Raw genomic sequence first — 13,578 nt, forward strand, 5'->3', positions numbered from 1 at the left:
CAATGTCAACTGTTGCGTTCCATACGTTAGGTTGTAAAGTAAACCACTATGAAACAGAAGCCATTTGGCAATTGTTTAAACAAGGTGGTTATGAAAGAACAGAATATGAAAAGAAAGCTGATGTATATGTTATTAACACATGTACAGTAACGAATACTGGGGACAAAAAAAGCCGTCAAGTAATCAGACGTGCTGTGCGTCAAAATCCAGATGCAGTTATTTGCGTAACGGGATGTTATGCACAAACATCTCCAGCTGAAATTATGGCGATTCCAGGTGTAGATATTGTAGTTGGTACACAGGATCGTGAAAAGATGTTAGGTTACATCGAAGAATTCCGTAAAGAGCGTCAACCAATTAATGCTGTCCGCAATATTATGAAAACACGTGTGTACGAAGAACTTGATGTACCTTATTTCACGGATCGTACACGTGCGTCTTTAAAAATACAAGAGGGTTGCAATAACTTCTGTACATTCTGTATCATTCCTTGGGCGCGTGGTTTAATGCGTTCTCGTGATGGAAAAGAGGTTATTAAACAAGCACAACAATTAGTGGATGCAGGCTATAAAGAAATCGTATTAACGGGTATTCATACAGGTGGATACGGCGAAGATATAAAAGATTATAACTTAGCTGGATTACTTCGTGATATGGAAGCGGAAGTAGGCGGATTAAAACGTCTTCGTATTTCTTCTATTGAAGCGAGTCAAATTTCAGATGAAGTAATTGAAGTGTTAGATAAATCTGAAGTAGTTGTACGTCACTTGCATATTCCGTTGCAATCTGGTTCTAATACTGTATTAAAACGTATGCGTCGTAAATATACGATGGAATTCTTCCAAGAGCGTTTAGATCGTTTGAAAGAAGCGTTACCAGGCCTTGCGATTACATCTGACGTAATCGTTGGTTTCCCAGGTGAAACAGAAGAAGAATTCATGGAAACATACAATTTCATTAAAGAGAACCGCTTCTCTGAGTTACACGTGTTCCCTTATTCAAAACGTACAGGAACACCTGCAGCACGCATGGAAGATCAAGTTCCTGAAGATGTGAAGAACGATCGTGTTCATCGTTTAATTGAGCTATCTAATCAATTAGCGAAAGAATATGCATCAGCGTTTGAAGGGGAAGTGCTTGAAATCATTCCAGAAGAGCAATTTAAAGACGGCGACCGTGAAGGGTTATATGTAGGGTATACAGATAACTACTTGAAAATTGTATTTGAAGGATCAGAAGAATTAATTGGTAAGCTAGTGAAAGTGAAAATTACGAAAGCTGGCTATCCATATAACGAAGCGCAATTTGTTCGTGTTCTTGAAGATGATGTGAAAAAAGAATCAGCAAGCGCATAAAAAAGAGCGTGCAACCGGAAACGGTTTGCATGCTTTCTTTATTTGAAGCGGTTAAGTACTAGAAGGTGGAGAGGCGTTTCGTGCATCCCTGTATGAAAAAAGTTGAAATGATAAAAATATAGTTGTCTTCATGAAAGAAGGATACTAGCTATTTGTATAACTTTTGAAAAGGAAATGCTTCTATTCTTCTTTTATTCTGCCAAATAGTTGACCTGAAGTGATAAAATGTATTATAATCGTAAAAGACATGCTGAAGAAGTGTTTCTTTTTGCATGCTGAAGTTAGTATGTAAGTGTGATGTTTCGGAGGGAGGGAAAGAGAATGTCAAAAACAGTCGTTCGTAAAAACGAGTCTTTGGAGGATGCACTTCGCCGTTTTAAAAGATCGGTTTCTAAAACTGGTACACTTGCTGAAGCAAGAAAGCGCGAGTTTTATGAAAAACCAAGTGTAAAACGTAAGAAGAAATCTGAAGCGGCAAGAAAGCGTAAATTCTAAGAGAGGGTGTAAGTTATGAGTCTTCTCGGTCGTTTAAACGATGATATGAAACAAGCGATGAAGAATAAACAAAAAGAAAAATTAACCGTTATTCGTATGGTTAAGGCTGCTTTACAAAATGAAGGTATTAAACTGCAACATACTCTTACTGAAGAAGAGGAAGTAACAGTTTTAGCTCGTGAAGTAAAACAGTATAAGGACTCCCTCCTTGAATTTAAAAAAGCTGGTCGTGAAGACCTTGTTAATAAACTGCAAAGTGAAATTCAGATTTTAAGCGCATATTTGCCAGAGCAATTAACTGAAGAAGAACTAGTTGATGTAATCAAGCAAGTTATTTCTGAAGTTGGTGCGACTTCTAAAGCAGATATGGGTAAGGTGATGACTGCTGTTATGCCGAAAGTAAAAGGTAAAACAGACGGATCACTTGTGAATAAGTTGGTTATCCAGCTATTAGCATAAAAAAACGTCTCATTTCGTATGAGACGTTTTTTTATTGTTCTTATTAAGGAAAAAAGCTATATTGCTTAAAAAGCGTTTCTGTAAGTGATAGAAACGCCTCTGGTATGTAAAAAAAGGTAACGGCCTTAGTTATGATTAATCCCACCATAAAAAAAGCTTTTTCGTTTTCTTAATTTCTTCGACTAACTCCTCAATGCTTTCTGTTCCTTGTTCCACTATATCTGGACAAAATTCATACATTTCTTGCGCGAAAGATTGCATTTCTTCGTCTGTAGGTAACGCGCTAAAAATGGCATCAACCCAGTCATGATCTGCACCGATTATGATAAAAGGATAGCGATCATTCCATTTTCTTAGTTTAAAAATAACATCTATATTGCTCACTTCGTAATTAACGCCATTTGTTTGTTGGATTGTAAGGATATCAAATTGGTCATTTCCTTGTGTAATTGCAATTCTACACTCACTCTTACTTCCTTGACTAAAACTTCTTTCGCAAATAAAAGCTAAGTATCCAAGTTTCTGAACCTCAGATTGAAGTTTTATAACTTGCTGTTCAGCAGAATCCTCAAAGGTAACGAAAGAGACTCCGGCTATTTTAGATTTTGAATCAGTTGCATAAAAGGGCTGGATGCTGCTGTTAGTAACTTGTTTTATAACATTCAAAATTTCTTGACTAAATCCAATTTCCTTTCGTATTTCCTCGCTTATTAATTCATTTTTTTGTTTTTTAATGAATCCTAATATTTTTTTGAGATTCATATAACAACCAGCTATAAAATATTCTTACTTACACCGCAAAATTCAGAGTGGAGCAATTTCCTTTTTCGGATTTTATCTCATTTGTCTAATGAATGACAACTACTTATTCTATGGTCAGTATGTCACGTCCAGAACGAATTGTAACAGGTTTTTTCAAGTTTCCAACTTCTTGCTAGGCTCAATTTCTTAATTTAACTTGTACTGATATCCCCTGAGGGCGCATATTCTTGTATTAATACTTCTATTATTATGGGTAACATTCTCTGATCCATCATTGTCCTGATAAATATGATTTCATATAGCGACTGTTTTAATTAACATGAGATGAACTCTTACAGAATATAGTTATGTTAGTGAAGTCGTTATAACACGATAGGCACTTGTGAAGAAATACATATATATGGGATGAGGAGGGGGTCTTTCGAGATGAAGAAATTAGAACAAATGAAAAATTGGTTAACAAAACAAGTAGACCTACCAGTGGATGTATTAATGGATCTGCCTCGGATTACTCTTGTTGGGCAAATACATATTTATATAGAAAATCATCGGGGGCTATTAGTGTTTTCAGATAAAGAAGTGCGATTGCTTTTAAAACATGGTCAATTACTAATTAAAGGACAATCCTTTGTTATTAAAACGATTCTTCCAGAAGAGCTTTTGCTCGAAGGGATAATTGAGCAAGTAACATTTTTAGAAAATGAAAAAAAAGGTGATTGAAGTGAAACTTCCATTTGTGAAGTTTTTCTTCTTTATCCTGTAAAAGTTTCGTTGATAGAGACCGATTACAGTTTTAATTTGTTTCATTTTAGTACGAGCTATTTTAATGCTTCAAATAAAAAGTAGTATATCTACTTTTAGAAAGGCAGTGAAGGTGGTAAATGAAAAATAAATGGTTTATAAAGTGGCTTGGATATGTAAAAGTGCGGATTGAAGGTAGAGGAGCGGAACGGTTTGTTAATGAATGTGTACGGAGGAATTTGTTAGTTTGGGATGTTAAGAAAATAGCTGATGAAACGTTAGTTTTTTGTATGTTGTTACGCGATGTGAAAAAAATAAAACCAATTTATAGAAAAAATGAATGTAAATTATATTTTATTGGACGTTATGGTTTTCCTTTTTGGAATAAGCGTTTAATTAAAAATAGTGGATTTTTAATTGGGTTTTTAATTTTCTTTTTTGGCGTGATTGCAATGTCAAATATGGTTTGGAAAATTGAAATTACAGGAGCAAAACCCGAAACAGAATATATATTGATGAAAGAATTGGATAAAATGGGTATTAAAAAAGGGAAATTACAATTTCAAATGCCGAATGTAGAAGATGTACAACGCCATTTGACAGATAATATTAATGCCATTACTTGGGCGGGACTAGAAGTAAGAGGAACGACGTATCATTTTAAAATTGTTGAAAAAAACGAACCAAAAAAAGAAAAGGAACAAAGGCCGCAAAATTTAGTAGCAAAAAAAGAAGCGATTATTACAAAAACGTTTGTAGAAGTTGGAAAGCCGGTTGTACTGAAGAATGATCATGTAGAAAAAGGGCAGATTCTCGTATCGGGAATATATGGTAATGAGGAAAGTCCGACGATTGTTTCAGCGAAAGGTATTGTGTATGGCGAAACGTGGTATACATCTAAGGTAGATGTTCCGCTAAAGACGCAATTCCAAGTGTATACTGGTAATGTATACAATGAACATTTTCTTAAATTCGGGGATACGAAAATAAAAATATGGGGATTTCAGCATGATAAGTATAAACGCTCTCGTACTGAAAGTGTAAAGCATGATGTGAAATTATTTGGTTTTACACTGCCGATTGCATATGAAAAAGATGTTGTGAGAGAAGAGGAAGAAGCGAATCGAGAATATACAGAAAAGCAAGCGCTGAAAGTAGCGAAGGAGATGGCCGAAAAAGAACTAAAGAAAAAATTGGATGAACATGCTATGATTGTAAGTGATAAGATTTTGAGTAAAGAGGTTGAGGCGGATCAACTAAAAGTCACATTGCATTATACTGTGGTTGAAAATATTGCAGAGCCACAACCAATATCCGAATCCGATATTCAAGGAGACTGAGTAATGGCAGAACAATTAGTAGAAATGAACCAACAATTGGAAAATACTAACGAAGCAATCGCTCTTTTTGGAGTCAATGATGCACATTTAAAAGTAATTGAACGAGAACTGAATGTATCGATCGTAACTAGAGGAGAAACTGTTCATGTATCTGGAGCAGTTGAAACGGTGACACTCGTAGAAAAAATCTTACAGCAATTACTTGTTGTAATTCGTAAAAGTATATCAATTTCAGAGAGAGATGTTGCGTATGCAATTCAGCTCGCGCAACAAGGGAAAATTGCTCAATTTGAAGAGTTATATGAAGAAGAAATTTTCAAGACTGCGAAAGGTAAATCCATTCGTGTAAAAACAATGGGGCAAAGAAGATATATTCATGCGATGAAGAAGAATGATATTGTCTTTGGGATAGGGCCTGCAGGAACTGGAAAAACATACTTAGCTGTAGTAATGGCTGTGAGAGCTTTAAAACAAGGATATGTAAAGAAAATTATTTTAACAAGACCTGCTGTAGAAGCTGGAGAAAATTTAGGTTTTTTACCAGGGGATTTGAAAGAGAAGGTAGATCCATACTTACGTCCATTATATGATGCCTTACATGATATTCTTGGACAAGAATATACGCAGCGTATGATGGAGCGAGGAGTAATTGAAATCGCGCCGCTTGCTTATATGAGGGGGCGTACGCTTGATGATTCATTTGTTATTTTAGATGAGGCTCAAAATACAACGGGTGCTCAAATAAAAATGTTTTTAACAAGATTAGGTTTTAGCTCTAAAATGGTTATTACAGGGGACCCTTCACAAGTAGACTTGCCAAAAGGGGTAAAATCAGGGCTATCTATAGCTGCTAATATTTTATCTGGTGTATCAGGTCTGTCATTTATTACATTAGAACAAACGGACGTTGTGAGACATCCATTGGTGCAACGTATTATTGAGGCATATGATAAAATGGAATGATCCTATTTGTCAGGATCATTTCTTTTTGTATGATAAGGTTGGCGAATGTCATATTTTTTACTATCATGAAAGATAAGGAAAATAAACTATAGGTACTGGTGTGTAAAATGTTGCCTCAAAGTATCGTTGGGTAGAAGAAATGAAAGCTATAAATAGTTTCACTTTATTTCTGGAGAGGAGAAGGTATTGAAATCATGTCAAGATCTCAAGAAATTTCTAAGTGGTTTCGTAATTTACAACATTCGAAAAAACTAAGTTGGATTTCTTACGTTGTGTTAGGAGCAGTGCTGTTTTTTGCGCTTATGAATAATGTAAAACCAGAACAATTAGATGTTAATATGTATTCTATTGCGAAAAAGACAATCCATTCTCCTATAAAAATTGAAGATAAAGTTACAACGGATAAAAAGAAAAAAGAAGCCGCTACAAAAGTTGAAGATCAATATACATATAAAAGTGAGTATAAACAAAACAAAGTTGATATTGTGAATGACGTCTTTGCTAAAGTGGATGAAGTGGTGCAAGAGATTAAAGCTGTTGGACCGGATGATCAAAAAAAGATGACTGATGCTGAGAAAGTGGATAAGTTAAAAAAGAAACTACCCGCTGACTTAACGAAAGAATTATCTGATTCAAACTTACTAAATTTGATTAATGCAGATTCGAGCCAATTAGTATTAGCGAAAGATGCTGCGGTCACAGCGATTAATAGTATCATGACTGAGCATATTAAAATGGACGAATTGAAAGATGCGAAAGAACGATATGTAAGTGAGATGAATAGTGTTAATGTTGATAATGGTTTAAAAGAGTCAATTAAGGCGCTAGGAAGATATGCAATTTCAGCGAACTATTTTTATGACCCGATCTTAACGAAAGAGAAGAGAAAAGCAGAGGAAGATTTAGTTCCACCTGTTTATATTCTTCAAGGACAAGTTCTTGTTAGAGAAGGTGAAACGATTTCAAGTGATGTGTATAATCAGTTGAAATTAGTTGGTTTGTTAGAAAAAGGGAACGGCTTTCAACCTTATGTTGGATTAGCGGTACTCATTGGTGTATTACTATACTTTATGCATAAACAATTTGAATTATTTTTAAAGAGAAAAAGAGAAGATAGACCGTATGTTTTAGCGTATATTACAATTCTGTCTATCACAATCGTCTTAATGAAAATCATTAGTTTGTTTCAAAAACTTGAATACGCAGGGATTGCATATGTTGTCCCAGTTGCGATGGGAACAATACTTGTAAAACTAATGATTGGTGATCGATTTGTCTTTTTAACGAGTATGATTTTTTCTGTATGCGGAAGTATTATGTTTAATGAAGGAGTAACGAGTACATTAAATTATAGTGTAGGGATTTACGTATTGTTAAGTTCATTATCAGTTAGTATTTTCTTGCGAGAAAAAAATCGTCGTACAATGATTTTACAAGCTGGTATACTCGTTTCTGTATTAAATGTAGTCGTATTAGCGGCGCTCTTATTATTACGTAATGGGAATTTTTCGCCTCTTGAAATTGGTACGCAATTATTAATGGCTTCACTTTCAGGGATTATATCATCCGTTTTGGCTATGGGGATTTTACCATATTTAGAAAGTGGACTTGGAATCGTATCAAGTATGAAGCTTATGGAACTATCAAGTCCAAATCATCCGCTTTTACGCAGAATTTTGTTAGAAGCGCCAGGGACGTATCATCATAGTGTAATGGTAGCGAATCTTTCTGAGGCTGCTTGTGAAGCAGTTGGGGCAAATGGTGTATTAGCGCGTGTAGGGGCATATTATCATGATGTAGGAAAAACAGTACAACCGCAATTCTTTATTGAAAACCAAATGGGAATTAAAAACCCGCATGATAAATTAGATCCTGTAACGAGTAAAGATATTATAATTGCTCACGTAACGGATGGAGTAAGAATGCTCGAAGAATATCATATTCCACAAGAAATTATTGATATCGCTGGGCAACATCACGGTACAACGTTACTGAAATATTTTTATTATAAAGCTATTAAAGAAGATAAAGAAAAATATACAGAAGAGATGTTCCGTTATCCAGGTTCAAAAGCAACTTCGAAAGAATCGGCAATTGTTGGTATTGCTGATAGTGTAGAAGCTGCGGTACGTTCTATGAATCACCCAACGCCAGAACAAATTAATAATTTGGTGCAAAGTATTATTAAAGATCGACTGCAAGACGGTCAATTTAGTGAATGTGATTTGACGTTTAAGGAACTACAAATCGTTGGAAAAACGTTGTGTGAAACGTTAAATGGTATTTTCCATTCGCGTATTACATATCCGGAACCTCCGGAAGAAAAGGAGAAAGAATGAGTTTGTTAATTGATTTTATTGATGAAACAGAAGAAGTAAAAGAAGAGTATATGAGTTTAATTCGTGAAGTGTTAGAAAAAGCAGCTCAAATGGAAAATATCGAGGATGGTGCGGAGGTATCGGTGACATTTGTAGATAATGAGCGCATTAGAGAAATTAATCGTGATTACCGAGATAAAGATCAACCTACAGATGTAATATCCTTTGCCATGGAAGAGATGGGAGAAGGAGAAATGGAGATTGTTGGTGTAGAGATGCCGCGCATGTTAGGGGATCTTATTATCTCTATTCCAAGGGCGAAAGAGCAAGCTGAAGAGTACGGACATTCTTTCGATCGTGAACTTGGATTTTTGGCGTTACATGGCTTTTTACATTTACTTGGTTATGATCACATGACAGAAGAAGATGAAAAAGAAATGTTCGGAAGACAAAAAGAAATTTTAGAAGCTTTTGGATTAGGACGATGAAAAAAGGAAAACTTATAGATAGTTTTGGATATGCTATAGCTGGTATATTCTTTTGTTTTCGTCATGAACGAAATATGAAAATCCATTATTTAGCCGCAGTCATTGTTATATGCTGCGGCTTTTATTTCCATATTACGAAAATAGAGTGGATGATATTACTTATTGTAATAGGGAGTGTAATGAGTTTAGAGATGGTAAATACGGCTGTGGAAAAAACGGTAGATTTAGCGACTGCCGATATTCATCCGTTTGCAAAAATTGCAAAGGATGTTGCGGCAGGAGCGGTTTTATTGTTTGCAATTATAGCTGTTATAATTGGTGCTATTATCTTTTTACCGTATATGGTATAGTTGCATTCCGAAGCTTTTATTAAGCTTCGGAAGTGCTGTAAGGGCCTTTAATGAGAGAGTGTATCTCTTCATAGCTGTGAACAGGAAGGATGCGGGAATATGAATAGTAAACAATTAATTCTAGAAGCAATCGAAGCGCGTAAACAAGCGTACGTACCATATTCTAAATTTCAAGTAGGTGCAGCATTATTAACGCGCGGTGGAAAAGTATATCGTGGATGTAATGTTGAGAATGCATCATATGGCTTATGTAATTGTGCTGAAAGAACAGCTTTATTTAAGGCGATTTCTGAAGGAGATAAAGAATTTGTAGCCATTGCGGTTGTAGCAGATACAAAGCGCCCAGTACCTCCTTGTGGAGCATGTCGACAAGTTATGGTAGAATTATGTAAACAGGATACGAAAGTATACTTATCAAACTTACATGGTGACGTTCAAGAGACGACAGTCGGAGAATTGTTACCAGGAGCATTTTTAGCGGAGGATTTACATGAATAGAAAAGGTTATAAATCAGGTTTTGTCTCTATTATTGGCAGACCGAATGTTGGAAAATCTACATTTTTAAACCGTATTATCGGCCAGAAAATTGCTATTATGAGTGATAAGCCACAAACGACTCGTAATAAAATTCAAGGTGTATATACAGAAAATGATGCACAAGTTATTTTCATTGATACACCAGGAATACATAAACCTAAACATAAATTAGGCGACTTTATGGTAAAGATGGCGCAAACGACATTAAAAGAAGTTGATATTGTTCTGTTTATGGTTAATGCAGTTGAAGGATTTGGTCGTGGTGAGGAATTCATCATTGAGAAATTAAAAGAAACGAAACAACCAGTATTTTTAGTCATTAATAAAATTGACCAACTTCATCCAGAGCAATTACTAGAGTTAATTGATCAATATCGTAAACTACATGAGTTTGCAGAGATTGTACCAATTTCTGCGTTAGACGGTAATAATGTGGACGCTTTAATTGGAACAATTAAAAAGTATTTACCAGAAGGACCACAATACTATCCAGAGAATCAAGTAACGGATCATCCGGAGAGATTTATTATTGCAGAGCTTATTCGTGAGAAAGTACTACATTTAACACGTGAAGAAGTGCCGCATTCTGTGGCTGTTGTTATCGATGCGATTCAAAAGCGTGAGGGCGGGGCAGTTTATATAAATGCAACGATTGTTGTTGAACGTGCATCACAAAAAGGAATCATCATCGGAAAACAAGGGAAAATGTTAAAAGAAGTTGGTAAGCGAGCTCGTTTTGATATTGAAGCGCTACTTGGTTCTAAAGTATTTTTAGAAGTATGGGTAAAAGTGCAAAAAGATTGGCGTAATAAAATGTCTCAGCTTCGTGACCTAGGTTTCCGCGAGGATGAGTACTAAAATAGAGTAAAGTTGTAATCAGTGGATGGTTGGTTCATCCACTGATTATTGGTTTTTATGAACTTTGATAAATTAGGAAAAATTTTTCTCACATGAAAATGGACAAAATGGGTCAATTTAATAACAACAAAGGAAATTGGTTTATAGGCTACGCTTATTGAGAAAGGTGGATTCTTATGCTAGATTTTACCTGGAAGTTTTTCTCCAAAACAGGAAGCATTGAAACGTACTTGCTTTTGAAAGAAATGGAAAAAGACGTAAACGATGAGATGGATCAACATGAAGAGGAGCTAGCGCATCTAGACTCTCCAATTTCTTGACCCGTTTTGTTCAAACCTTGGATGGTGACGAACATGTTTCAAAAAGTTGAGGGCATCGTTATCCGTACGACAGATTACGGAGAAACGAACAAGATTGTTACAATATTCTCAAGAGAACTTGGTAAGGTAAGTGCAATGGCAAGAGGGGCAAAAAAACCGAAAAGCCGATTAGCATCTGTGTCGCAATTAATGACACATGGCCATTTTCTTATTCAAATGGGATCTGGGCTTGGAACATTGCAACAAGGCGAGATTATTTCAACTATGAAAGAAATTCGCGAGGATATATTTTTAACTGCTTATGCATCATTTATTGTTGAGTTAACTGATAAAGCAACAGAAGATAAAAAACATAATCCGTATTTATTTGAAATGTTATATCAAACGTTGCATTATATGTGTGAGGGTGTTGATCCAGAAGTGTTATCATTAATTTATCAAACGAAAATGCTTCCGGTATTAGGGATGCGCCCGTACTTTGATACATGTGCGATTTGTCATCAAGAAACAGACTTTGTCGCCTTCTCCGTAAGGGAAGGCGGTTTTCTGTGCTCACGCCATGCAGAGCAAGACCCATATCGTATACCGGTAGGAGAAGCTGTTCATAAATTATTACGTCTTTTCTTCCATTTCGATTTACATAGGCTCGGAAATGTATCGGTAAAGGATAGCACAAAAAAACAAATGCGTTTAGTATTGAATACATATTATGATGAATATTGCGGAATTTATTTGAAATCAAGACGTTTTTTAGAACAACTTGATAAGTTTCAAATATAATTTTGGGCCGTATACGGTCCTTTTTACATACTTTCTTTTTCGAATAGCATATTTAGTATATAATATTTAAGAGATAGTATAACTTTTTTCGTTGTGCATTAAAGGTGGTGATTATCATAGAGCTGAATAAACGGCAAGAACATATCATTCAGATTGTAAAAGATCACGGTCCTATTACAGGGGAATCAATTGCAGCGCAATTGGGTCTAACACGTGCGACGCTAAGACCAGACTTAGCAATTTTAACGATGGCTGGTTATTTAGAAGCACGTCCACGCGTAGGTTATTTTTATACGGGTAAAACTGGGGGGCAGCTATTATCTGAAGCTGTTAAGAAAATTAAAGTACAAGATTATCAATCTAGACCGGTTGTAATTGATAAAAATGTTTCCGTATACGATGCAATTTGTACGATGTTTTTAGAGGACGTTGGTACATTGTTCGTTGTAGATCAGATGACTCTATTAGTTGGTGTTGTGTCTCGTAAAGATTTATTAAGAGCGAGCTTAGGAAAGCAGGATTTAACCTCTCTTCCGGTTAATATTATCATGACAAGGATGCCAAACATTGCGATGTGTCGTAGAGAGGATTCTTTATATGATATTGCGATGGAATTAATAGAAAGACAGATTGATGCAATGCCAGTTGTAAAAGATACGAAACAAGGTTTAGAAGTGATTGGGCGAATTACAAAAACAAATATTACACGTGCGTTTGTAAATTTAGTAAATAACGAATAAGTGTAATTTGTTTAAAGTGAGGTAATGTAATGGATAATAAAATCGTATATGTCGTATCTGACTCTGTAGGGGAAACGGCTGATTTGGTTGTTCGAGCAGCAATGGGGCAATTCCCGTTTGCTCCTGATATTAGACGTGTACCGTATGTAGAAGATACAGGGACATTAAAAGAAGTGATTTCGATTGCTAAGAGTAATCAAGCACTTATATGTTTTACGTTAGTTAAGCCTGATATGCGCCAGTATTTAGTAACAGAGGCTGCAAAAGAAGGGGTAGAGGCATACGATATTATCGGCCCTCTTATTGATCAAATTGAAGAAATTACGGGGCAAGTGCCGAGATATGAGCCAGGTGTTGTCCGTAGGTTAGATGAAGAATACTTTAAAAAGATTGAAGCGATTGAGTTTGCTGTGAAGTATGATGACGGCAGAGATGCACGAGGTATTTTAAAAGCAGATATCGTGTTGATTGGTGTTTCGCGTACATCAAAAACACCACTTTCCCAATATTTAGCTCATAACAAACGCTTGAAAGTTGCGAATGTACCACTCGTGCCAGAAGTTGACCCACCTGAAGAACTATATCAAGTGGCAAAAGAAAAATGTTTCGGTTTGAAAATTACGCCAGATAAGTTAAATCATATTCGAAAAGAACGATTAAAATCACTTGGATTAAGTGATGGAGCAACATATGCAAATATTAATCGTATTCAAGAAGAAATTGATCACTTTGAGGAAGTAATTAGTAAAATAAATTGCCAAGTAATCGATGTATCGAATAAAGCGATTGAAGAAACAGCAAATATTATTGTGAATGCAGTGCAAAACCAAAAAATGTTTTAGCACATTTACCAAAGGTGAATGTGCTTTTTTCGCTCGTGTGAAATATGATACCTATGGATTTTGTAATAGATTGTAGTGTAATGGTTATACTTATACTCCTTTGTCTTTTAGTATATTCAAGGTGTGAGTTTGTCATCCTGAAATGTAAGATGAAAAAATAAAGGGATATGTAGCGTAGTTGAAGAAAATATATTATAATAAAAAATTGTGATAAAAACCTATATTTTAC

At 35.4% G+C, this 13,578-nt stretch carries 16 protein-coding genes; 15 read left to right on the forward strand and 1 reads right to left on the reverse strand.

What is annotated here, in order from left to right:
- Positions 1 to 2 precede the first annotated feature (2 nt).
- The 3 genes from mtaB (at position 3) to IBT51_RS03975 (ending at position 2,309) form a co-directional block, all read left to right on the forward strand.
- On the forward strand, positions 3 to 1,355 hold the full coding sequence (gene mtaB / locus IBT51_RS03965; RefSeq protein ID WP_000108679.1) for a tRNA (N(6)-L-threonylcarbamoyladenosine(37)-C(2))-methylthiotransferase MtaB: 1,353 nt from the start codon (positions 3 to 5) through the stop codon (positions 1,353 to 1,355).
- A 321-nt stretch (positions 1,356 to 1,676) separates the two neighbouring features.
- On the forward strand, positions 1,677 to 1,850 hold the full coding sequence (gene rpsU / locus IBT51_RS03970; RefSeq protein WP_000048061.1) for a 30S ribosomal protein S21: 174 nt from the start codon (positions 1,677 to 1,679) through the stop codon (positions 1,848 to 1,850).
- A gap of 15 nt (positions 1,851 to 1,865) precedes the next feature.
- Positions 1,866 to 2,309, forward strand: a complete 444-nt coding sequence (locus IBT51_RS03975) for a GatB/YqeY domain-containing protein (protein WP_000054582.1) — start codon at positions 1,866 to 1,868, stop codon at positions 2,307 to 2,309.
- A gap of 135 nt (positions 2,310 to 2,444) precedes the next feature.
- On the opposite strand, the gene IBT51_RS03980 is transcribed toward IBT51_RS03975, so the two are convergent.
- Positions 2,445 to 3,071, reverse strand: a complete 627-nt coding sequence (locus IBT51_RS03980) for a DUF4253 domain-containing protein (RefSeq protein ID WP_075719067.1) — start codon at positions 3,069 to 3,071, stop codon at positions 2,445 to 2,447.
- Between the two features lie 426 nt (positions 3,072 to 3,497).
- On the opposite strand from IBT51_RS03980, the gene yqfC reads away from it, so the two are divergent.
- The 12 genes from yqfC (at position 3,498) to IBT51_RS04040 (ending at position 13,349) form a co-directional block, all read left to right on the forward strand.
- Positions 3,498 to 3,791, forward strand: a complete 294-nt coding sequence (yqfC, locus tag IBT51_RS03985; protein ID WP_000732269.1) for a sporulation protein YqfC — start codon at positions 3,498 to 3,500, stop codon at positions 3,789 to 3,791.
- A gap of 161 nt (positions 3,792 to 3,952) precedes the next feature.
- On the forward strand, positions 3,953 to 5,152 hold the full coding sequence (yqfD, locus tag IBT51_RS03990; RefSeq protein WP_000792498.1) for a sporulation protein YqfD: 1,200 nt from the start codon (positions 3,953 to 3,955) through the stop codon (positions 5,150 to 5,152).
- A 3-nt stretch (positions 5,153 to 5,155) separates the two neighbouring features.
- Entirely contained in the window at positions 5,156 to 6,115 is a 960-nt protein-coding gene (locus tag IBT51_RS03995; protein WP_000840520.1) for a PhoH family protein, read from the forward strand.
- 194 nt (positions 6,116 to 6,309) lie between these two features.
- On the forward strand, positions 6,310 to 8,454 hold the full coding sequence (locus tag IBT51_RS04000) for an HD family phosphohydrolase (protein ID WP_000091513.1): 2,145 nt from the start codon (positions 6,310 to 6,312) through the stop codon (positions 8,452 to 8,454).
- Entirely contained in the window at positions 8,451 to 8,921 is a 471-nt protein-coding gene (ybeY, locus tag IBT51_RS04005) for an rRNA maturation RNase YbeY (protein ID WP_088022803.1), read from the forward strand. The genes IBT51_RS04000 and ybeY overlap by 4 nt, the downstream gene beginning before the upstream one ends.
- The gene (locus IBT51_RS04010; protein WP_000715464.1) at positions 8,918 to 9,271 is read left to right on the forward strand and encodes a diacylglycerol kinase family protein; all 354 of its coding nucleotides are present in this window, start codon (positions 8,918 to 8,920) and stop codon (positions 9,269 to 9,271) included. The genes ybeY and IBT51_RS04010 overlap by 4 nt, the downstream gene beginning before the upstream one ends.
- Positions 9,272 to 9,370: 99 nt before the next feature.
- Entirely contained in the window at positions 9,371 to 9,769 is a 399-nt protein-coding gene (locus IBT51_RS04015) for a cytidine deaminase (protein WP_088022801.1), read from the forward strand.
- Positions 9,762 to 10,667 (forward strand): GTPase Era, encoded by a 906-nt coding sequence (gene era / locus IBT51_RS04020; protein WP_001080230.1) that lies wholly within the window; start codon positions 9,762 to 9,764, stop codon positions 10,665 to 10,667. The genes IBT51_RS04015 and era overlap by 8 nt, the downstream gene beginning before the upstream one ends.
- A 176-nt stretch (positions 10,668 to 10,843) precedes the next feature.
- Positions 10,844 to 10,987, forward strand: a complete 144-nt coding sequence (locus tag IBT51_RS04025) for a YqzL family protein (RefSeq protein ID WP_000883924.1) — start codon at positions 10,844 to 10,846, stop codon at positions 10,985 to 10,987.
- A gap of 33 nt (positions 10,988 to 11,020) precedes the next feature.
- On the forward strand, positions 11,021 to 11,767 hold the full coding sequence (gene recO, locus IBT51_RS04030; protein WP_000487009.1) for a DNA repair protein RecO: 747 nt from the start codon (positions 11,021 to 11,023) through the stop codon (positions 11,765 to 11,767).
- A 107-nt stretch (positions 11,768 to 11,874) separates the two neighbouring features.
- Positions 11,875 to 12,507, forward strand: coding sequence for a transcriptional regulator CcpN (gene ccpN, locus IBT51_RS04035; RefSeq protein ID WP_000583756.1), 633 nt, complete (start codon positions 11,875 to 11,877; stop codon positions 12,505 to 12,507).
- A gap of 29 nt (positions 12,508 to 12,536) precedes the next feature.
- Positions 12,537 to 13,349, forward strand: a complete 813-nt coding sequence (locus tag IBT51_RS04040; RefSeq protein ID WP_000368944.1) for a pyruvate, water dikinase regulatory protein — start codon at positions 12,537 to 12,539, stop codon at positions 13,347 to 13,349.
- Positions 13,350 to 13,578: the final 229 nt, after the last annotated feature.

It is taken from the genome of Bacillus sp. S71, from assembly GCF_016625265.1.
Taxonomy (GTDB): Bacteria; Bacillota; Bacilli; order Bacillales; family Bacillaceae_G; genus Bacillus_A; species Bacillus_A cereus.